We start from the raw sequence: 19991 nt of genomic DNA on the forward strand, positions 1-19991 counted from the left end.
GCGTAATCATCGAGTGCTGCGCGAGCATATTCGTAGCCCACAGGTGCATGTTCCTTCCTCGCCGACAACTGACTTCCAGCGATATCAGTATGGAAGAGAAAGGAACGGACTACCTATATCGCGAGCAGGCTCACTCCCACAGGGGATTGATGTACACCTGCAAGAAATCGGTCGGCTGTCAGGCCGCCTTCGCGGGCAAGCCTCGCTCCTACAAAAAGCAAGCAGAGCAGCGTACGGCTTTTGCTTCTCACCACTCATCAGGCCGAGCGTTAGCTCGCCTGCTTTTGATCTTGATCTACCCGCCCCTTTCGGTAGGCTGAGTGGAGGTGTTCATCCGGGGAGTGGCGCGCAGCGCCGTGCGACGCAGTCGAACACGCTGCATGTAGGTCGTCGCGAAGCAGACCGGAGGGCAGTGTCCCCGGATGGATACCGGAGCGAAGGTACGCCGAGCCCAGGCGAGGGGCCTGACGCTTGGGGCGAGCCTTTTTGGGTACTTTTTTGGCGTTTGAAAAAAGTGCCTTGCCGTAAGGGCCAGCCCTTTCAAGGTCTTCAGTTAAAATCCCCAAAACTCCAGTCAGGGTGACTAAGCGATGTGGGCAGAAGTTCTAGCGCGGTTTGAAAAAAAGGCACCGGCCAGTGTCATGGTCAAGTTGGCACTGGAGCACGCCATTCCTGCTGAGTGGGTTGATCAGGTGTTCGAAAACCATCGCCAACGCCAGTACCCGCGTGAGCTTTTGTTTTCGACCATCGTTGAGCTGATGTCCCTTGTCTCATTGGGCTTACGGCCTTCGCTGCATGCTGCCGCGCGCCAGATGGATGATCTACCGGTCAGCCTGGCGGCGCTCTATGACAAGGTCAGCCGCACAGAACCCGCGTTGCTGCGGGCCTTGGTCACCGGTAGCGCAGAACGCTTGGCGCCGACGATAGAAGAGTTGGGCTGTTCAGCCATTTTGCCCGGCTGGCAACTACGCGTGGTTGACGGCAACCACTTGCCTTCTACCGAAAAGCGTTTGGGGGCTTTGCGGCGTGAGCGAGGCGCGGCTCGGCCGGGGTTTTCAGTAGTGGTCTACGATCCTGACCTGGATCAGGTCGTCGACTTGCAGCCTTGCGAGGATGCCTATGCCAGTGAGCGCGTCAGCGTGCTGCCGTTGTTGGCTCGCGCCAGTGAGGGACAGCTGTGGATGGCCGATCGGCTTTATTGCACGCTGCCCGTCATGCAGGCCTGCGAGGAAGCGAGCGCTTCGTTCATTATTCGCCAGCCAAGCAAACTTCCAAGGCTGATTCAGGAAAGCGACTGGCAAGAACCGATGCTTGTCGAAGCCGGAACAGTGCGCGAACAAATCATCGAACTCAAAGGCGGCTACCGCTGGCGCCGAGTTGAACTGAACCTGCAGACACCTACCGAATCAGGCGACTCTGTGATGTGGTTCTGGAGCAACTTGCCCGACACCATCAGCGCCGAGCAGATCGCCGATTTATACCGTCGTCGCTGGAGTATCGAAGGGATGTTCCAGCGTCTTGAATCGGTGCTGGACAGTGAAATCGAAAGCCTCGGCTCTCCCCGCGCGGCTTTGCTGGGCTTTGCCTCGACGGTATTGGCCTACAATGTTTTGGCCGTTCTCAAACGCAGTGTCGAACAGGCTCATCGCGAAACACAACCAGAAGGTTGGGAAGCTTCGACCTTCCATCTGGCCGTGCAAGTGCGCAGCGGTTATGAAGGCATGCAGATCGCGTTGCCCTCGGATTATCTATTACTTCAAACAACCTCAGAGACTCTGGCGGAGCGCCTGTCGGCGCTGGCCAGGAATATCAAACCCAAACAGGTTACCAAAAGCATACGCGGTCCAAAAATCGCCAAGCCCAAGGAGTGGCTGGAGGGAAAGGCTGCGAATGCTCATGTGTCGACCGATCGAGTGCTCAAAGCCCATAAAGGGAAAACACCTTGAAAGGGCTGGACTTAAAGGCGAAACCCTAAGCCGCCGTTACCGCAGGAATGGATATGTACTCAGTCAACAACAGCATGGTCGGCCCGAAGGCCGCCTTCGCGGGCAAGTCGGGACGCCGCACCGCTCGCCCCTACAAGGGCCGATAACCGCCCAACAAAAAAAATGCCCCGATCTCTCGACCGGGGCATTTTTCGTTTAACGCAACTTACACAGACAATCTCGAAGCCTTAGTGAGAAACCGCCCCACTCGCCCCCAACCCAGTCTGCGAACGAACAAACTGCGGGAAGAACAGCGCACGCTCTTTAACGCCAGCCGCGGACTTGTCAGTGATCGAGAAGAACCAGATCCCGATAAATGCAATAGCCATCGAGAACAGCGCAGGATACTCATACGGGAAGATAGCCTTCTCGTGATGCAGGATCTGCACCCAAATGGTTGGCCCAAGTACCATCAAACCTACCGCACTCACCAGACCCAACCAGCCACCGATCATCGCACCGCGAGTGGTCAGCTTCTTCCAGTACATGGAAAGCAACAGTACCGGGAAGTTACAGCTCGCTGCGATGGAGAACGCCAGGCCCACCATGAATGCGATGTTCTGGCTTTCGAACAGAATGCCCAGGCCGATCGCCAGCACCGCCAAAGCGATGGTGGTGATTTTCGAGACACGGATCTCGTCCTTCTCGTTGGCCTTGCCTTTCTTGATCACGCTGGCATACAGGTCATGAGACACCGCCGAAGCACCGGCCAGAGTCAAACCGGCAACCACTGCCAGAATGGTCGCGAACGCTACCGCCGAGATGAAGCCAAGGAAAATGCTGCCACCCACCGCGTTGGCCAGGTGCACCGCCGCCATGTTGTTACCGCCCAACAGCGCGCCAGCCGCATCTTTAAAGGCTGGATTGGTGCTGACCAGCAGGATCGCGCCGAAGCCGATGATGAAGGTCAGGATGTAGAAGTAGCCAATGAAGCCGGTTGCATACAGCACGCTCTTGCGAGCTTCCTTCGCGTCACTCACGGTGAAGAAGCGCATCAGGATATGCGGCAGGCCAGCGGTACCGAACATCAGTGCCAGCCCCAGGGAGAACGCGGAAACCGGATCTTTCACCAGACCGCCCGGGCTCATGATCGCTTCGCCTTTGGCGTGAACCTTGATCGCCTCGGAGAACAGTGTGTTGAAGTCAAAGTTGACGTGCTTCATCACCATCAGCGCCATGAATGAGGCACCGGACAACAACAGCACTGCCTTGATGATCTGCACCCAAGTGGTCGCCAGCATGCCGCCGAACAGAACGTACATGCACATCAGGACGCCGACCAGGATCACCGCTACGTGGTAATCCAGACCGAACAGCAACTGGATCAGCTTGCCGGCCCCGACCATTTGCGCGATCAGGTAGAACGCCACCACCACCAGCGAACCGCAAGCGGACAGCGAGCGAATCTGGGTTTGCCCAAGGCGATAGGACGCCACATCGGCAAAGGTGTATTTACCCAGGTTACGCAGGCGCTCGGCGATCAGGAACAGAATGATCGGCCAGCCCACCAGGAAGCCGATCGAGTAGATCAGGCCATCGTAGCCGGAAGTGAACACCAGGGCGGAAATACCCAGGAAGGACGCCGCGGACATGTAGTCACCGGCAATCGCCAGACCATTCTGGAAACCGGTGATCTTGCCGCCGGCCGCATAGTAGTCAGCTGCCGAGTTATTTTTCTTGGACGCCCAGTAGGTGATATACAAAGTCGCGCCGACGAACGCCACGAACATCAGGATCGCGGCGACGTTCAGCGGTTGTTTCTGAACGGCGCCGGTCAGGGCTTCAGCCGCCCAGGCACCCGGTGCGAAGACTGCAACACTCAATAAAGCCAATAGACGCCGGATCATTGCTGAGCCTCCTTGAGAATCAGATTGTTCAGGTCGTCGAATTCGCCATTGGCGCGTCGTACGTAGATTGCAGTCAGCACAAAGGCCGAGAGAATCAACCCGACACCAATCGGTATCCCCCAGGTAATCGAAGATTCGGGGCTGATTTTCGCCCCCAGAATATGCGGCCCGTAAGCAATCAAAAGGATGAATCCGGAGTAAAGCCCAAGCATGATCGCTGAAAGAATCCAGGCGAACTTTTCTCGCTTACTAACCAGCTCCTTGAAGCGCGGGCTGTTTTGAATCGAGAGGTAAATGCTGTCGTTCATTGTTTTTATCCTCGCAGCACAGATTAAAGTTGGAACGTTATCCACTCTATGCGGCTGCGGAACAGGTTCCAGACGACCTTAGTATTAGAACGACATGACAGAATCGCCATTTCCCAGCATCCCCCTTAAACATTGTGGGAGTGGGCTTGCTCCCACAGGGGAAAAGCAAAAGGCCCCTTGGCAAATATGCCAAGGGGCCTTGAGAGGTACTGACTAGAGCCGTCAGCTCAAATCATTTGGTCCAGTCTGCAACGCGTTCCGGGTGTTTGGCCACCCAGTCCTTCGCGGCGGCTTCAGGCTTGGCGCCATCTTGAATCGCCAACATGACTTCGCCGATTTCGTCTTTCGACGCCCACTGGAAGTTCTTCAGGAACTTGGCCACTTCCGGTGCTTTGGTCGCCAGTTCTTTGCTGCCGATGCTGTTCACGGTTTCAGCCGCGCCATAGACGCCTTTCGGGTCGTCCAGGAAGCGCAGTTTCCACTTTGCGAACATCCAGTGCGGCACCCAACCGGTCACAGCAATGGATTCGTTTTTCTTCTCGGCACGGGTCAGCTCGGCAATCATGCCGGCGCCGGAACTGGCCTTGAGCTGATACCCGGTCAGGTCGTAATCCTTGATTGCCTGTTCAGTCTTGAGCATCACACCTGAACCTGCGTCGATGCCGACGATGCGTTTTTTGAAGCTGTCATCGGTTTTCAGGTCATCAAGGGTTTTTGCCTTCACGTACTCCGGCACGATCAAGCCGATTTTTGCATCCTTGAAATTCGGACCGTAATCGACGACTTGATCCTTGTTCTTGGTCCAGTAGTCGCCGTGAGTCACCGGCAGCCAGGCAGACAACATGGCGTCGAGTTTGCCGGTGGCCACGCCCTGCCACATGATCCCGGTGGCGACGGCTTGTAGTTTCACGTCATAACCCAGCTTCTGCTTGATCACTTCGGCGGCCACATGCGTGGTCGCGACGCTGTCGGACCAACCGTCAACGTAACCGATGCTCAGGGTTTTGCTCTCGGCATTGGCCATCGTGGAGCCAATCGCAAGCACCAGAGCGGCACCTGCGCCTAAAAGTCGTCGCATCTTCATCGTTACTTCCCCGAAAGTGCTGCGCTCGACGGGTGCCGAGTCGCGTCAACGTATTGTTATGGTGCACAGCGCCCCCATCACGCTCACCGCAAACTCGTTCGAACATCAGCGTGATTTATCTTGGGAGCACTGATGCGTCGATAATCAACCTGACGACAACCACGACCTGTGCTGTCAGCGACCTCAAGGCATCGAGAAACGACATCAGAACGCCATTAATCACGACCGCCTCGGACGCGCCTGCCAATCCGCCCGAACTTTGCATGTCAAAATCATGCAAGGCCCCTAGCGCGGGGCAAATACAGGTAACATGCGCGGCTTTGCTCCCAGACGGCCTGACCATGCCCGCGACATCCCGCTTTCCTTTTCTGGCTTATCTTTTCGCTTGTCTGCTGGGGCTGTTTGCCCTTGGCGGCTTCTGGTACGGCCTCGGCAAACCGGTGATTCTGCCGGACGTAGCCAGCGCGACGCACAAGCTGCAATGTGCCTCCTACACCCCGTTCGACAAGGACCAGTCGCCGTTTGATGTGCCGTTCAAGTTGCGCCCCGAGCGCATGGACGCTGACCTCGCGCTGCTGGCCAAAAGCTTCGAATGTATTCGCACCTATTCCATGACCGGTCTCGAGGCCTTGCCCGATCTGGCGCGCAAGCATGGTCTGAAACTGATGATCGGTGCCTGGGTCAATAGCAACCCGGTGGACACCGAGAAAGAAGTCGACCTGCTGATCTCCTCGGCCAACGCCAATGCGGACGTGGTGACCTCGGTGATCGTCGGCAACGAAACCCTGCTGCGCAAGGAAGTCACGGGTGCGCAGTTGGCGAAGCTGATCAACAAAGTCAAAAGCCAGGTCAAGCAGCCGGTCACTTACGCGGACGTTTGGGAGTTTTGGCTCAAGCACCCGGAAATCGCCCCGGCGGTGGATTTCCTGACCATCCATTTGCTGCCGTACTGGGAAGATGATCCCTCGAACATCGACGCCGCGTTGCAGCATGTGGCTGAAGTGCGTCAGGTGTTCGGCAACAAATTCGCGCCTAAAGATGTGGTGATTGGCGAAACCGGCTGGCCGAGTGAAGGCCGTCAACGCGAGACCGCCCTGCCGAGCCGGGTCAATGAAGCCAAGTTTATCCGTGGTTTTGTCATCATGGCCGAGCAGCAACGCTGGCATTACAACCTGATCGAAGCCTTCGACCAGCCATGGAAACGTGCCAGCGAAGGTGCGGTCGGCGGTTACTGGGGGCTGTTCGATGCTGATCGTCAGGACAAGGGTGTGCTGGCCGGTCCCGTGTCGAACGTGCCGTACTGGTCGCAGTGGCTGGCCGTTGGCGGCTTGATCTTCCTGGGCACGCTGTTCCTTGGCGGGCGTGTACGCACCACGCGCGCTGCATTGGTGCTGCCGCTGCTCGGCGCGCTGGCGGCTTGCTCGATTGGCGCCTGGGGCGATCTGGCGCGTGTCACTACGCGTTTTGCCAGTGAATGGCTATGGGTGGCGTTGCTGACGGGTTTGAATCTGTTGGTGCTGGCCCACGCGGCACTGACCTTGAGCGCTCGTACCGGTTGGCGTGAGCGGGCGTTCAATGCACTGGAGCGTCGAGCGGGCTGGCTGGTCGCGGCGGCAGGTTTTGCGGCGGCGGTGATGATGCTGGAGCTGGTGCTCGATCCGCGATATCGCAGCTTCCCGAGCGTCGCGTTCATTCTGCCGGCGCTGGTTTACCTGTGCCGTCCGGTGAGCGTGCCGCGTCGTGAAATCGCCCTGCTGACCTTCATCATCGGCGCCGGCATTGCGCCGCAGCTGTATCAGGAAGGATTGCAGAACCAGCAAGCCTGGGGTTGGGCGCTGGTGAGTGTGTTGATGGTGGCGGCGTTGTGGCGCAGTTTGCGGGTTCGCAAGGGGTAAATTTTCAACGTTGCTGCTGGCCTCTTCGCGGGCAAGCCTCGCTCCTACAGTATTGAGTCGTTCATCAATTTCATGAACGACTCAATACTGTAGGAGCGAGGCTTGCCCGCGAAGAGGGACTATCAGGCGCTACGAGACGCCCGAACCAGACGCAACCCCGCAATCACCACCGCAAACACCGCCAACGTCGTGTTGTACAACGCCAGCGCCGGAAACCCGAACACCAGCGCCAGCACCGCCAGCCACCACCCGGCCCGGCCCGGCACGACAAAACCGATGATCGCGGCGGCCAATGCGGCGAAGCCCAACACCTTGAAGTGAATCATCAAGCCCAGGTTCGAACGAATCAGGCATTCCCAGCGGCTCGCCTCGTCCACGCAGAGGCCAACCCACTGCGCATCCTCCATAAAGCCATAACGCGCGCCATAACTGGCGGCCAGCCATAACGGCAGCAGAACGAGCAGCAGAATCACAGGCAGACGGCGGGACATGTAGCACTCCAATAAACGAAAACGGCGGCCAGCTTAATCCCCCGACAGCGCCAAGCAAACGCGCATAGCAGATAATTGGTCACGAAATAGCTGCAAAGTGTATCGTCCAGCTACTATTGATCCGAAATTCGGCCTGATTGGTGCCGCAGCATGGCACTTTGGCGCAAACCCCGTGGTCATAGCCTGCGAACTTTATTCGACACCTTCCTCTAAGGGATCTAGTCATGCTCCGTTCCTTGCGCTTCGCCGCCCTGTTTGGCGGCCTTATTTTGAGTGCGTCCGCACTGGCGGTCGATATCGACGCCGCCAGTTATGGCTACCCATTGACCAACCCGTTCGAGGCGACCATCGCCACGACTCCGCCGGACCTGCGTCCGGAGTTGCCACTGGACGACGACATCGATCAGCAGACACGCAGCGTGACTCTGCGCCCGGAGCGTGCATTCGAACTGCCGGACAACTTCTGGCCGGTCAAAAAGCTGACCTACCGCATAGCCACGCAGGACAAGGCAGCCCCGCTGATCTTCCTGATCGCCGGCACCGGCGCGCGTTATGACAGCAGCCACAACGAGTACCTGAAAAAGCTCTACTACAAGGCCGGTTATCACGTGGTGCAACTGTCGTCGCCCACCAGCTTCGACTTCATGAGCGCGGCGTCACGTTTTGCCACGCCGGGGATCACCAAGGAAGATGCCGAAGACATGTACCGGGTGATGCAGGCCGTGCGGGCGCAAAACCCGAACGTCGCTGTCACCGATTACTACCTGACGGGTTACAGCCTCGGTGCGCTGGACGCAGCATTCGTCGCGCACTTGGACGAAACCCGCCGCAGCTTCAACTTCAAGAAAGTCTTGCTGCTCAATCCGCCGGTCAACCTCTACACCTCGATCACCAACCTGGACAAGCTGGTCCAGACCGAGGTCAAGGGCATCAACAACAGCACCACCTTCTATGAACTGGTGCTGAACAAACTGACCCGCTACTTCCAGCAAAAAGGCTACATCGACCTCAACGATGCCCTGCTCTACGACTTCCAGCAGTCCAAGCAGCACCTGACCAACGAACAGATGGCCATGCTGATCGGCACCTCGTTCCGCTTCTCGGCGGCCGACATTGCCTTCACCTCGGACCTGATCAACCGTCGTGGCCTGATCACCCCGCCAAAAACCCCGATCACCGAAGGCTCCAGCCTCACGCCGTACCTCAAGCGTGCGCTGCAGTGCGACTTCGACTGCTACATCACCGAACAAGTGATCCCGATGTGGCGTGCACGAACCGATGGCGGGAGCCTGCTGCAACTGATCGATCAGGCCAGCCTCTACGCCTTGAAGGATTACCTGCATGACAGCCCGAAAATCGCTGTCATGCACAACGCCGACGACGTGATCCTCGGCCCGGGTGACCTCGGCTTCCTGCGCAGGACCTTCGGCGATCGTTTGACCGTTTATCCACTGGGCGGCCATTGCGGCAACCTTAATTACCGCGTCAACAGCGACGCCATGCTGGAGTTTTTCCGTGGCTAAATACCTCCTGCTTATCGCAGCGTTACTCTGTGCAGGCGTCGCCAATGCCGACAACAGCAAAGCCAACGCACCGGTTGTTATCGACAGTGACGGCTTCAAGGAGCCGCTCAGCAAACTCAAATTCAACCCGGGGCTGGATCAGCGCGAGTTCGAACGCTCCACGCTCAATGCGCTGAACGTCTACGACCCGCTGGAAGAGTGGAACCGCCGGGTTTATCACTTCAACTACCGCTTCGACCAATGGGTGTTCCTGCCGGTGGTCGACGGTTATCGCTACATCACCCCGAGTTTCCTGCGCACCGGCGTGAGCAACTTCTTCAATAACATCGGCGATGTGCCGAACCTGATGAACAGCCTGCTGCAGTTCAAAGGCAAGCGTTCGATGGAAACCACCGCGCGCCTGCTGCTCAACACCACCGTCGGCATCGCCGGCCTGTGGGACCCGGCCACCGCCATGGGTCTGCCACGTCAGGCCGAAGACTTCGGTCAGACTCTCGGCTTCTACGGTGTACCGGGCGGCGCCTACTTCGTGTTGCCGATCCTCGGCCCTTCGAACATCCGCGACACGGGCGGCCTGGTGGTGGACTTCAGCGCAGAATCGGCGATCAACTTCCTGAACGTTTCGGACGTCAGCTCCAACCATCCTGAGGTCTGGGTCCTGCGGGGCGTCGACAAGCGCTACCAGAACAGCTTCCGCTACGGCCAGCTGAACTCGCCGTTCGAGTACGAGAAAGTGCGTTACGTTTATACCGAGTCACGCAAGTTGCAGATCGCCGAGTAATTCCGGCGGTAACAAAAAAGGCCATTCGATGCAGATCGAATGGCCTTTTTTCATACGAGAAACCCCAAACCCCACAAAACCAATGTGGGAGCGGGCTTGCTCGCGAAGGCGTCATGTCAGTCAACTTTTGAGTCAACTGACAGACCGCCTTCGGGAGCAAGCCCGCTCCCACAGTTGGTCAGTGCCAGGCTTTAGTCTTTAATCGTCTTGTAAATCTTGCTGACTACCACCACAACCGCCAACACCACCGCCCCCGCCACAATCCCCGCCACCGCATTCAGCAACGTCGGCACGATAAACCCGGCACCGCCAGCCCCCGCGCTGACACTTTCAATCCAGTGATGAACCACCGGCACGCCGTGAGTGAGAATCCCGCCACCCACCAAAAACATCGCCGCAGTCCCGATCACCGACAGGCTTTTCATCATGTACGGCGCCGCACGCAGAATCCCGCCGCCGATGCTTTTGGCCATCTGCCCGGGCTTCTGGGTCAGCCACAGGCCGAGGTCATCGAGTTTGACGATGCCCGCGACCAGTCCATAGACGCCGACGGTCATGACGATGGCGATGCCTGAGAGCACGATGACCTGCTGGGTCAACGACGCACCTGCCACAGTGCCTAGGGTGATGGCGATGATTTCCGCCGACAGAATGAAGTCAGTGCGCACGGCGCCCTTGATCTTGTCCTGCTCGAACGCCACCAGATCGACCGCCGGATCGGCCACCGCCTCGACCAGTTCAGCATGCTCGGCCTGGTCTTCAGCCTTGCTGTGCAGGAATTTGTGGGCGAGTTTCTCGAAACCTTCGAAGCACAGATACGCGCCGCCGATCATCAACAACGGCGTGACTAGCCAGGGAATGAATGCGCTGATGGCCAGGGCTGACGGCACCAGGATCAGTTTGTTGAGAAACGAGCCCTTGGCCACCGCCCATACGACCGGGATTTCCCGCTCGGCACGTACGCCGCTGACCTGCTGGGCGTTGAGCGCGAGATCGTCGCCGAGCACGCCGGCGGTCTTCTTGGCGGCCATTTTGGTCATCAACGCCACGTCGTCGAGAACCGCGGCAATGTCGTCAATCAGCAACAGCAAACTGCTTCCTGCCATGAATCAGGTGTCCTTCTGGAATGAATGCTGCGCAGCATAGCGCGACCGAGCGCCACACGGGGCATTCTTGAGCGCCGCGCGAGCCCGGTGCTACCATGCGCAACCGCCAGAACAGGCAAGGAACCCCCTGGTTTATGAGCACTATCCGCGAGCGCAACAAAGAACTGATCCTGCGTGCCGCCAGTGAAGAATTTGCGGACAAGGGCTTCGCTGCGACCAAAACCAGTGACATCGCAGCCAAGGCGGGGCTGCCCAAGCCCAACGTCTATTACTATTTCAAATCCAAGGAAAACCTCTACCGCGAGGTCCTGGAAAGCATCATCGAGCCCATCTTGCAGGCCTCGACGCCGTTCAACGCCGACGGCGTGCCCAGTGAAGTGCTGAGCGGCTACATTCGCTCGAAAATCCGCATCTCCCGCGACCTGCCTTTCGCCTCCAAAGTGTTTGCCAGCGAAATCATGCACGGCGCCCCGCACCTGAGCGCCGACCTGGTCGAACAACTGAACGGCCAGGCCAAGCACAACATCGACTGCATCCAGACCTGGATCGACCGCGGCCAGATCGCTTCGATCGACCCTAACCACCTGATGTTCAGCATCTGGGCCGCGACTCAGACGTATGCCGACTTTGACTGGCAGATCACTGCCATCACTGGCAAGGCCAAGCTGGATGAAGAGGATTATGAAGCGGCGGCGCAGACGATTATTCGGTTGGTGCTTAAAGGGTGTGAGCCTGATCGGTAGACAGCGGCGCCGCCATTCGCGAGCAAGCCCGCTCCCACAGGATCTCTGGTGTTCACAGTTTTTGTGTACACCAGAGATCCTGTGGGAGCGGGCTTGCTCGCGAATGGCGGCAACTCGGTTTCAGATCAAACCCAGATAGCGTCCCACAACGGATAATCGCCAAGCTTCTCCACCAACCCCGCCCGCAATGGGTTGGCGACAACATAACGAGCAAGCTTCACCAAATCCTCCTCCCGCCTCAATGCTCGATCGTGAAAACCCTGCTGCCAAAGACTGCCTGCCCGGCCAGTCGCCGTATTGATCGATCGAGTACTCAACGATTTGGTCTGGCACATCAATTGGCCCAGCGACCCTCTTTGTAACTGAATCAACCAGTGAAAATGGTCAGGCATGACCACAAAGGCCAAAGAATCGGCAAACCCTTGCTCCTGTGCTTGCTTGAATTGGTGTACGACTAATCTGCCCAAGGTGTAATCCGTGAAAACAGGCTCCCGCTTGAGAGTATTGGCAGTTAGAAGATAGATGCGGTTTTGTTCGCCATAGCGGCCGATGCGCAGGCGGTGTGAAGCTGACAGCTCAGGCATTCCTTTGCCTCTCTCATGGTTGAATTTATGAGAAGGCTAGATCAGCGAACGGAAAACTGAGTGAAGACTCTTAGCTGGATGTGTCTGTGAGATTGCCTTCGCGAGCAAGCCCGCTCCCACAGTGGATTGACGGTGTTCAGACATTTTGTGTCCACCACCGATCCCCTGTGGGAGCGGGCTTGCTCGCGAAAGCGGTCAATCATTCACCACAAATCAAGCAGTCACCCCCGCATCCGCCCGCAACCCTACCGCCTCGATCGCACTGATCGCACATTGCTCGTCAACATCCGACAAATCCCCGCTGATCCCGACCGCCCCCAGCACGTTCCCGTCCTGATCCCGAATCAACACACCACCCGGTGCCGGCACGACGCTGCCCTGTCCCAGGCTATTTAGCGCCGCGAAGAAGGCCGGACGTTGTTGGGCGTCCAGTGCCAGCAGCCGTGAACCCTTGCCGAGGGCGATGGCGCCCCAGGCTTTGCCGATGGCGACCTGCGGGCGCAGCAGGCTGGCGCCGTCTTCGCGTTGCAGGGTAATCAAGTGCCCGCCGGCATCCAGGACCGCGATGGTCAGTGGAGCCGCCGAGATTGCACGCCCTGCGGTGATGGCCTGATTGATCAGGTTGACTGCAACTTTCAAGGTTAAAGCGCTCATGGTGCCGTCCTCATTTTGTTATAGGGAAAGCCAGTGGACTGCGCGCTTGTGCCGCAGTCCGATGCAACAAATAGAACACAATGAGTTATTTTTTTGTATACAATAATTCTCGAAAAGCGCCACATGCGACGAAAAGCCACAGCAGCACGGGCTTCCGACGAATGAAACAGTCGCTTGAGAAAATGGATTGACCTGCGCCGTCCGCCGTGAATACACTCTGCGCAAAGCCACTTGTATACAATTACAAAACGTAAGAGGCACAAAACCATGAGCAAAATGAGAGCAATCGAAGCCGCCGTTCTGGTGATGCGCCGTGAAGGGGTTGATACCGCTTTTGGCATCCCGGGCGCCGCGATCAACCCGCTGTACAACGCCTTGCAGAAGGTCGGTGGCATCGATCACGTCCTCGCGCGCCACGTTGAAGGTGCCTCGCACATGGCCGAGGGCTACACCCGCACCAAGGCCGGCAACATCGGCGTGTGCATCGGCACCTCCGGCCCGGCCGGCACCGACATGGTCACCGGGCTCTACAGCGCCTCGGCCGACTCGATCCCGATTCTGTGCATTACCGGGCAAGCCCCCCGCGCCCGTATGCACAAGGAAGACTTCCAGGCTGTCGACATCACCGCGATCGTCAAGCCAGTGACCAAGTGGGCAACCACGGTCATGGAGCCGGGCCAGGTGCCGTATGCGTTCCAGAAAGCCTTCTATGAAATGCGCTCCGGCCGTCCAGGCCCGGTGCTGATCGACCTGCCGTTCGATGTGCAGATGGCCGAAATCGAATTCGACATCGACGCCTACGAGCCACTGCCGCTGGCCAAGCCGACCGCTAACCGCGTGCAAATCGAGAAGGCCCTGGCCATGCTCGATCAGGCCGAGCGCCCGCTGCTGGTTGCCGGTGGCGGCATCATCAATGCCGACGCCAGCGAGTTGCTGGTGGAGTTCGCCGAGCTGACCGGCATTCCGGTCATCCCGACCCTGATGGGCTGGGGCACCATTCCGGACGATCACCCATTGATGGTCGGCATGGTCGGTCTGCAAACCTCGCACCGCTACGGCAACGCGACGATGCTCAAGTCCGACCTGGTACTGGGTGTCGGTAACCGTTGGGCCAACCGTCACACCGGTTCGATCGACGTTTACACCGAAGGCCGCAAATTCATTCACGTTGACATCGAACCGACCCAGATCGGCCGCGTGTTCACCCCGGACCTGGGCATCGTTTCCGACGCCGCTGCCGCGCTGACCGTGTTCATCGAAGTCGCTCGCGAATGGCAAGCCGCCGGCAAGCTGAAAAACCGCAGTGCCTGGTTGCAAGACTGCCAGCAGCGTAAAGCCAGCCTGCAGCGCAAGACTCACTTCGACAACGTGCCGGTCAAGCCGCAACGCGTTTACGAAGAGATGAACCAGGTGTTCGGCAAAGACACGTGCTACGTCAGCACCATCGGTCTGTCGCAGATTGCCGGCGCGCAGTTCCTGCACGTCTACAAGCCGCGTCACTGGATCAACTGCGGCCAGGCCGGCCCGTTGGGCTGGACCATTCCGGCAGCATTGGGCGTGGTCAAGGCTGATCCGACCCGCAAGGTCGTGGCACTGTCGGGCGACTATGATTTCCAGTTCATGATCGAAGAGTTGGCGGTGGGCGCTCAGTTCAAGCTGCCGTACATCCACGTTGTGGTAAACAATTCGTACCTGGGGCTGATTCGTCAGGCTCAGCGTGGTTTCGACATGGACTACTGCGTGCAGCTGTCCTTCGATAACCTCAACGCTCCGGAACTCAACGGTTACGGTGTCGATCACGTTGCGGTCGCCGAAGGCCTCGGCTGCAAGGCGCTGCGTGTGTTCGAACCGGGTCAGATCCAGCCTGCCCTGCGCAAGGCCCAGGAACTGATCGAAGAGTTCAAGGTGCCGGTGATCGTCGAGATTATTCTGGAGCGCGTGACCAACATTTCCATGGGCACCGAGATCAACGCCGTCAACGAATTCGAAGACCTGGCGCTGGTCGGCAACGATGCGCCAACCGCGATTTCGTTGCTGGACTAACAGCTGAACGCCCCCCCTGTAGGAGCGAGGCTTGCCCGCGAAGGCGTCGTACCATTCAACATTGATGTCGACTGACACGATGCCTTCGCGGGCAAGCCTCGCTCCTACAGGGGGGGGCCTCACAGATTTACGGGAGACCACCATGCCGCGTTTCGCAGCCAACCTGTCCATGCTGTTCACTGAGCAGGATTTTCTTGCCCGTTTCGAAGCGGCCGCCAAGGCCGGCTTCAGTGGTGTCGAATACCTGTTCCCCTACGACTTCAGCTCCGCCGAGATCAAGGCCAAGCTCGACGCCAACGGCCTGACCCAAGTGCTGTTCAACCTGCCGGCCGGTGACTGGGCCAAGGGCGAACGCGGTATCGCGTGCCTGCCGGACCGGGTAGAAGAGTTCCGCGCCGGTGTCGATCTGGCGATCGCTTACGCGCAAGTATTGGGCAACACCCAGGTCAACTGCCTGGCGGGTATTCGTCCACAAGGCGTCGACGATGCCACCGTGGAAAAAACCTTCGTCGCCAACCTCAAGTACGCCGCCGACAAGCTGCAAGCGGCGGGCATCAAACTGGTGATGGAAGCGATCAATACCCGCGACATCCCGGGCTTCTACCTGAACAACACGGCGCAAGCCCTGTCGATTCGCGAACAGGTCGGCAGCGCCAACCTGTTCCTGCAATACGACATCTACCACATGCAAATCATGGAGGGCGACCTGGCCCGCACCATGGCTGCGCACCTGGGCGAGATCAACCACATCCAGTTGGCCGACAACCCTGGGCGCAACGAACCGGGCACCGGTGAAATCAACTACCGCTTCCTGTTCGAACACCTCGACCGCATCGGTTATCAGGGTTGGGTTGGCTGTGAATACAAGCCGCTGACCACTACTGAAGCGGGTCTGGGCTGGCTTAAAACCCATAACGCGATCTGATCGAACACCGCGTCATCGTTCTTCGCGGGCAAGCCTCGCTCCTACAGGATCAGGTTGATACGCAATTGGGCGACCGACACATACCCGTAGGAGCGAGGCTTGCCCGCGAAGGCGCCCTCGCTGACACCCCACGAATTTTGCGAACAGAGCAATAAAAACAAGAGGAATTTCTCATGGCTAAAATCGGATTTATCGGCACCGGCATCATGGGCCACCCAATGGCATTGAACCTGCAGAAAGCCGGTCACAGCCTGTTCCTGTCGGCGCATCACGACCCAGCCCCGGCCGACTTGGTTGCAGGTGGCGCCGTCGCCCTGGCGAACCCGAAAGAAGTGGCACAAGAAGCCGAATTCATCATCATCATGGTGCCGGATACCCCGCAGGTCGATGACGTGCTGTTCCGCGCCGACGGCGTTGCGGCCGGTGTCGGCAAAGGCAAAGTCGTGATCGACATGAGCTCGATCTCGCCGACCGCCACCAAAGCCTTCGCCGCCAAAATCAACGAAAAAGGCGCTCAGTACCTTGACGCGCCAGTGTCCGGCGGTGAAGTCGGTGCCAAGGCTGCGACCCTGAGCATCATGGTCGGCGGCGATGCCGATGCCTTCGAACGCGTACTGCCGCTGTTCCAGGCCATGGGCAAGAACATCACCCTGGTCGGTGGCAATGGCGACGGTCAGACCGCGAAAGTGGCGAACCAGATCATCGTGGCGCTGAACATCCAGGCTGTGGCCGAAGCCCTGCTGTTCGCCTCGAAAAACGGTGCCGATCCAGCCAAGGTGCGTGAAGCGTTGATGGGCGGTTTCGCGTCGTCGAAGATCCTCGAAGTGCATGGCGAGCGCATGATCAAAGGCACCTTCGACCCGGGCTTCCGCATCAGCCTGCACCAGAAGGACCTCAACCTGGCCCTGGCCGGCGCGCGCGAGTTGGGCATCAACCTGCCGAACACCGCCAACACCCAACAAGTGTTCAGCACCTGCGCGGCCATCGGTGGCAGCAACTGGGACCACTCGGCGCTGATCAAAGGCCTGGAACACATGGCGAACTTCTCGATTCGCGATAAGTAAGCCCTGCCCCGGCACTGATCGTTCCCACGCTCTGCGTGGGAATGCAGCCCGGGACGCTCCGCGTCCCTGCCGAAGCGGACGCGGAGCGTCCATTGAGGCATTCCCACGCAGAGCGTGGGAACGATCAACAGTGATCTGTGTTGCCCTTCGAATAACAAGAAATCCGGGAGCCCGCCATGTCGGTCAATCCGCAACAATTCCTGCGCGAGCTGTTTGCCACAGCCATCGACGCGGCCCATCCGCAGCAAGTCCTCGAAGCCCATCTGCCCGCCGATCGCAGCGGTCGGGTGATCGTCATCGGCGCCGGCAAAGCCGCCGCGGCCATGGCCCAGGTCGTCGAGCGTTGCTGGCAGGGTGAAGTGTCCGGTCTGGTGGTGACACGTTACGGTCACGGCACCCCGTGCGAAAAAATCGAAGTCGTCGAAGCTGCTCACCCGGTGCCTGACGCGGCCGGTCTAGCCGTCGCAAAACGCGTATTGGAACTGGTCAGCAACCTGACCGAAGACGACCGCGTGATCTTCCTGCTCTCGGGCGGCGGTTCTGCCCTGCTGGCATTGCCGGCGGCCGGCATCACCCTCGCCGACAAGCAATCGATCAACAAAGCCCTGCTCAAATCCGGCGCCACCATCGGCGAGATGAACTGCGTGCGCAAGCACCTCTCGGCGATCAAGGGCGGTCGCCTCGGCAAGGCCTGCTGGCCCGCCACTGTTTATACCTACGCGATTTCCGATGTGCCGGGCGACCTCGCCACGGTCATCGCCTCCGGCCCCACCGTGGCCGACCCGAGCACCTCGGCCGAAGCCCTGGCGATTCTCAAGCGTTACGGCATCGACGTTCCGGCCTCGGTACGCAACTGGCTGCAGAGCCCGGAATCGGAGACGGTCAAACCCGGCGATCCGAGCCTGGCGCGCAGCCATTTCCAGTTGATCGCCCGCCCTCAGCAATCGCTTGAAGCGGCTGCGGTGAAAGCCCGTCAGGCTGGTTTCAGCCCGCTGATCCTCGGTGACCTGGAAGGCGAATCCCGCGAAGTGGCCAAGGTTCACGCCGGTATCGCGCGGCAAGTGGTCCTTCACGGCCAACCGTTGGCGGCGCCGTGCGTAATTTTGTCGGGCGGCGAAACCACCGTCACCGTGCGCGGCAATGGCCGTGGCGGACGCAACGCCGAATTCCTGCTCAGCCTCACCGACAGCCTCAAAGGCCTGCCCGGCGTCTATGCCCTGGCCGGTGACACCGACGGCATCGACGGTTCTGAAGACAACGCCGGCGCCATCATGACCCCGGACAGCTACGCCCGCGCCACCGCCCTCGGTTTGAGCGCCAGCGACGAGTTGGACAACAACAATGGCTACGGTTATTTCGAGGCGCTGGACGCACTGATCGTCACCGAACCGACCCGCACCAACGTCAACGACTTCCGCGCCATCCTGATCATCGAGAGCCCAAAAAATGACGCCTGACAAGAAGGTTAAAATCCTCGCCACCCTCGGCCCTGCCACCGACGGGATCGACGACATCCGTGAGCTGGTCCAGGCCGGGGTCAACATCTTTCGCCTGAACTTCAGCCACGGCGATCACGCCGACCACGCTCAGCGTTATCAGTGGATTCGTGAAGTCGAGCGCCAGCTGAATTACCCGCTGGGCATTCTGATGGACCTGCAAGGCCCGAAACTGCGGGTCGGCAAGTTCGCTGAAGGCAAGGTGCAACTGCATCGCGGCCAGGCCCTGCGCCTGGACCTCGACCCGACGCCGGGTGATGAGCGCCGGGTCAACTTGCCTCACCCGGAAATCATCGCCGCGCTGGAGCCCGGCATGGACCTGCTGCTGGACGACGGCAAGCTGCGCCTTCGCGTGGTCACCAAGTACGCCGACGCGATCGACACCACCGTGCTCAACGGCGGTGAACTCTCGGACCGCAAAGGTGTGAACGTGCCGCAAGCGGTGCTGGAGTTGAGCCCGCTGACCGCCAAGGATCGTCGCGACTTGAGCTTCGGTCTGGAGCTGGGTGTGGACTGGGTCGCGCTGTCGTTCGTGCAGCGTCCGGAAGACATCCGCGAAGCCCGCGAACTGATCGGCGACAAAGCGTTTTTGATGGCCAAGATCGAGAAGCCATCGGCGGTGACTCAACTGCGGGAAATCGCCGAGTTGAGCGACGCGATCATGGTCGCTCGCGGAGACCTGGGCGTGGAAGTGCCGGCCGAAAGCGTGCCGCAGATTCAGAAAAACATCATCAGCATTTGCCGCGAACTCGGCAAACCGGTGGTGGTGGCGACGCAGATGCTCGAATCGATGCGCTTCTCACCTGCCCCGACCCGCGCCGAAGTGACTGATGTGGCCAATGCCGTGGCCGAAGGGGCCGATGCGGTGATGCTGTCGGCCGAAACCGCGTCCGGCGAGTACCCGCTGGAAGCCGTGCAGATGATGAGCAAGATCATTCGCCAGGTGGAAAACGGTCCGGATTATCAGGCGCAACTGGACGTGAGCCGGCCGAAGGCTGAGGCGACTGTTTCTGATGCGATCAGCTGTGCGATCCGCCGCATCAGCAATGTGCTGCCGGTGGCGGTGTTGGTGAATTACAGCGAGTCGGGGACATCGAGTTTGCGTGCGGCACGGGAGCGGCCGACGGTGCCGATCCTCAACCTGACGCCGAACCTGCAGACGGCGCGCCGCTTGACCGTGGCGTGGGGCGTGCATTCGGTGGTCAATGATCGGCTGCGGCAGGTGGATGAAGTGTGTTCGACGGCGCTGGAGATTGCGCAGGCGCAGGGTATGGCGCAGCGCGGGGACACATTGTTGATCACGGCGGGTGTGCCGTTTGGGCAGCCGGGGTCGACTAACTCGTTGCGTATCGAGACATTGATCTAGAGCGCCCATACCGGCCTCATCGCCAGCAGGCTGGCTCCCACATTGGTTTTGTGTCGATCACGGAATCAAGAGTGAACTGAGATTCAGTGTGGGAGC

General features: G+C 59.3%; 17 protein-coding genes and 1 pseudogene. 11 read left to right on the plus strand and 7 right to left on the minus strand.

Going from position 1 to position 19991, the window contains the following annotated elements; genetic code table 11:
• Positions 1–320, plus strand: a pseudogene (locus EYC95_RS30370) (hypothetical protein); the annotation flags it as partial.
• A gap of 321 nt (positions 321–641) precedes the next feature.
• The gene (locus EYC95_RS17945; RefSeq protein WP_131061643.1) at positions 642–1946 is read left to right on the plus strand and encodes an IS4 family transposase; all 1305 of its coding nucleotides are present in this window, start codon (positions 642–644) and stop codon (positions 1944–1946) included.
• A 227-nt stretch (positions 1947–2173) separates the two neighbouring features.
• Here the strand turns inward: EYC95_RS17945 and EYC95_RS17950 are convergent, their stop codons facing one another.
• The 3 genes from EYC95_RS17950 to EYC95_RS17960 form a co-directional block, all read right to left on the minus strand.
• Complete coding sequence (locus EYC95_RS17950; RefSeq protein ID WP_131061561.1) at positions 2174–3832, minus strand: cation acetate symporter; 1659 nt, start codon at positions 3830–3832, stop codon at positions 2174–2176.
• Complete coding sequence (locus tag EYC95_RS17955) at positions 3829–4140, minus strand: DUF485 domain-containing protein (protein WP_131061562.1); 312 nt, start codon at positions 4138–4140, stop codon at positions 3829–3831. The genes EYC95_RS17950 and EYC95_RS17955 overlap by 4 nt, the downstream gene beginning before the upstream one ends.
• A gap of 232 nt (positions 4141–4372) precedes the next feature.
• Positions 4373–5224: a glycine betaine ABC transporter substrate-binding protein gene (locus EYC95_RS17960; protein ID WP_131061563.1), complete on the minus strand. Its 852-nt coding sequence runs from the start codon at positions 5222–5224 to the stop codon at positions 4373–4375.
• A gap of 299 nt (positions 5225–5523) precedes the next feature.
• Here EYC95_RS17960 and EYC95_RS17970 point away from each other — a divergent pair, with 299 nt between their 5' ends.
• Positions 5524–7119 (plus strand): beta (1-6) glucans synthase, encoded by a 1596-nt coding sequence (locus tag EYC95_RS17970; protein ID WP_131061644.1) that lies wholly within the window; start codon positions 5524–5526, stop codon positions 7117–7119.
• Between the two features lie 122 nt (positions 7120–7241).
• Here the strand turns inward: EYC95_RS17970 and EYC95_RS17975 are convergent, their stop codons facing one another.
• On the minus strand, positions 7242–7610 hold the full coding sequence (locus tag EYC95_RS17975) for a hypothetical protein (RefSeq protein WP_131061565.1): 369 nt from the start codon (positions 7608–7610) through the stop codon (positions 7242–7244).
• A 224-nt stretch (positions 7611–7834) separates the two neighbouring features.
• On the opposite strand from EYC95_RS17975, the gene EYC95_RS17980 reads away from it, so the two are divergent.
• Entirely contained in the window at positions 7835–9133 is a 1299-nt protein-coding gene (locus EYC95_RS17980; protein WP_131061566.1) for a serine/threonine protein kinase, read from the plus strand.
• Positions 9126–9914 (plus strand): VacJ family lipoprotein, encoded by a 789-nt coding sequence (locus tag EYC95_RS17985; RefSeq protein WP_131061567.1) that lies wholly within the window; start codon positions 9126–9128, stop codon positions 9912–9914. The genes EYC95_RS17980 and EYC95_RS17985 overlap by 8 nt, the downstream gene beginning before the upstream one ends.
• A gap of 191 nt (positions 9915–10105) precedes the next feature.
• Here the strand turns inward: EYC95_RS17985 and EYC95_RS17990 are convergent, their stop codons facing one another.
• Positions 10106–11020 carry a DUF808 domain-containing protein gene (locus EYC95_RS17990; RefSeq protein WP_131061568.1) on the minus strand — a complete coding sequence of 305 codons (915 nt, stop codon included), beginning with the start codon at positions 11018–11020 and terminating at the stop codon, positions 10106–10108.
• A gap of 134 nt (positions 11021–11154) precedes the next feature.
• On the opposite strand from EYC95_RS17990, the gene EYC95_RS17995 reads away from it, so the two are divergent.
• Entirely contained in the window at positions 11155–11763 is a 609-nt protein-coding gene (locus EYC95_RS17995) for a TetR/AcrR family transcriptional regulator (RefSeq protein WP_131061569.1), read from the plus strand.
• A gap of 125 nt (positions 11764–11888) precedes the next feature.
• Here the strand turns inward: EYC95_RS17995 and EYC95_RS18000 are convergent, their stop codons facing one another.
• Together EYC95_RS18000 and EYC95_RS18005 are read right to left on the minus strand one after the other, a co-directional pair.
• A complete protein-coding gene (locus EYC95_RS18000; RefSeq protein ID WP_131061570.1) occupies positions 11889–12347 on the minus strand; it encodes a transposase in 459 nt (152 codons plus the stop codon).
• A 213-nt stretch (positions 12348–12560) separates the two neighbouring features.
• Entirely contained in the window at positions 12561–13001 is a 441-nt protein-coding gene (locus EYC95_RS18005) for a heme-binding protein (RefSeq protein ID WP_131061571.1), read from the minus strand.
• 267 nt (positions 13002–13268) lie between these two features.
• On the opposite strand from EYC95_RS18005, the gene gcl reads away from it, so the two are divergent.
• From gcl to pyk, 5 genes are all read left to right on the plus strand, one after another.
• Positions 13269–15044, plus strand: coding sequence for a glyoxylate carboligase (gcl, locus tag EYC95_RS18010; protein ID WP_131061572.1), 1776 nt, complete (start codon positions 13269–13271; stop codon positions 15042–15044).
• A gap of 142 nt (positions 15045–15186) precedes the next feature.
• Positions 15187–15969: a hydroxypyruvate isomerase gene (hyi, locus tag EYC95_RS18020; protein WP_131061573.1), complete on the plus strand. Its 783-nt coding sequence runs from the start codon at positions 15187–15189 to the stop codon at positions 15967–15969.
• 173 nt (positions 15970–16142) lie between these two features.
• Positions 16143–17033, plus strand: coding sequence for a 2-hydroxy-3-oxopropionate reductase (locus EYC95_RS18025; RefSeq protein ID WP_131061574.1), 891 nt, complete (start codon positions 16143–16145; stop codon positions 17031–17033).
• A gap of 176 nt (positions 17034–17209) precedes the next feature.
• Entirely contained in the window at positions 17210–18490 is a 1281-nt protein-coding gene (locus EYC95_RS18030) for a glycerate kinase (protein WP_131061575.1), read from the plus strand.
• Positions 18480–19895, plus strand: a complete 1416-nt coding sequence (gene pyk, locus EYC95_RS18035; RefSeq protein ID WP_131061576.1) for a pyruvate kinase — start codon at positions 18480–18482, stop codon at positions 19893–19895. Before EYC95_RS18030 ends, pyk begins: the two co-directional genes overlap by 11 nt.
• Positions 19896–19991 lie beyond the last annotated feature (96 nt).

Origin of the sequence: Pseudomonas sp. BGI-2 (genome assembly GCF_004310295.1) — a bacterium.
GTDB lineage: Bacteria > Pseudomonadota > Gammaproteobacteria > Pseudomonadales > Pseudomonadaceae > Aquipseudomonas.

Coding starts and splice junctions, on each gene's coding strand:
- EYC95_RS17945 (WP_131061643.1), top strand. CDS start 642: ATGGTCAAGTTGGCACTGGAGCACGCCATTCCTGCTGAGTGGGTTGAT.
- EYC95_RS17950 (WP_131061561.1), bottom strand. CDS start 3,832: ATGATCCGGCGTCTATTGGCTTTATTGAGTGTTGCAGTCTTCGCACCG.
- EYC95_RS17955 (WP_131061562.1), bottom strand. CDS start 4,140: ATGAACGACAGCATTTACCTCTCGATTCAAAACAGCCCGCGCTTCAAG.
- EYC95_RS17960 (WP_131061563.1), bottom strand. CDS start 5,224: ATGAAGATGCGACGACTTTTAGGCGCAGGTGCCGCTCTGGTGCTTGCG.
- EYC95_RS17975 (WP_131061565.1), bottom strand. CDS start 7,610: ATGTCCCGCCGTCTGCCTGTGATTCTGCTGCTCGTTCTGCTGCCGTTA.
- EYC95_RS17980 (WP_131061566.1), top strand. CDS start 7,835: ATGCTCCGTTCCTTGCGCTTCGCCGCCCTGTTTGGCGGCCTTATTTTG.
- EYC95_RS17990 (WP_131061568.1), bottom strand. CDS start 11,020: ATGGCAGGAAGCAGTTTGCTGTTGCTGATTGACGACATTGCCGCGGTT.
- EYC95_RS17995 (WP_131061569.1), top strand. CDS start 11,155: ATGAGCACTATCCGCGAGCGCAACAAAGAACTGATCCTGCGTGCCGCC.
- EYC95_RS18000 (WP_131061570.1), bottom strand. CDS start 12,347: ATGCCTGAGCTGTCAGCTTCACACCGCCTGCGCATCGGCCGCTATGGC.
- EYC95_RS18005 (WP_131061571.1), bottom strand. CDS start 13,001: ATGAGCGCTTTAACCTTGAAAGTTGCAGTCAACCTGATCAATCAGGCC.
- gcl (WP_131061572.1), top strand. CDS start 13,269: ATGAGCAAAATGAGAGCAATCGAAGCCGCCGTTCTGGTGATGCGCCGT.
- hyi (WP_131061573.1), top strand. CDS start 15,187: ATGCCGCGTTTCGCAGCCAACCTGTCCATGCTGTTCACTGAGCAGGAT.
- EYC95_RS18025 (WP_131061574.1), top strand. CDS start 16,143: ATGGCTAAAATCGGATTTATCGGCACCGGCATCATGGGCCACCCAATG.
- EYC95_RS18030 (WP_131061575.1), top strand. CDS start 17,210: ATGTCGGTCAATCCGCAACAATTCCTGCGCGAGCTGTTTGCCACAGCC.
- pyk (WP_131061576.1), top strand. CDS start 18,480: ATGACGCCTGACAAGAAGGTTAAAATCCTCGCCACCCTCGGCCCTGCC.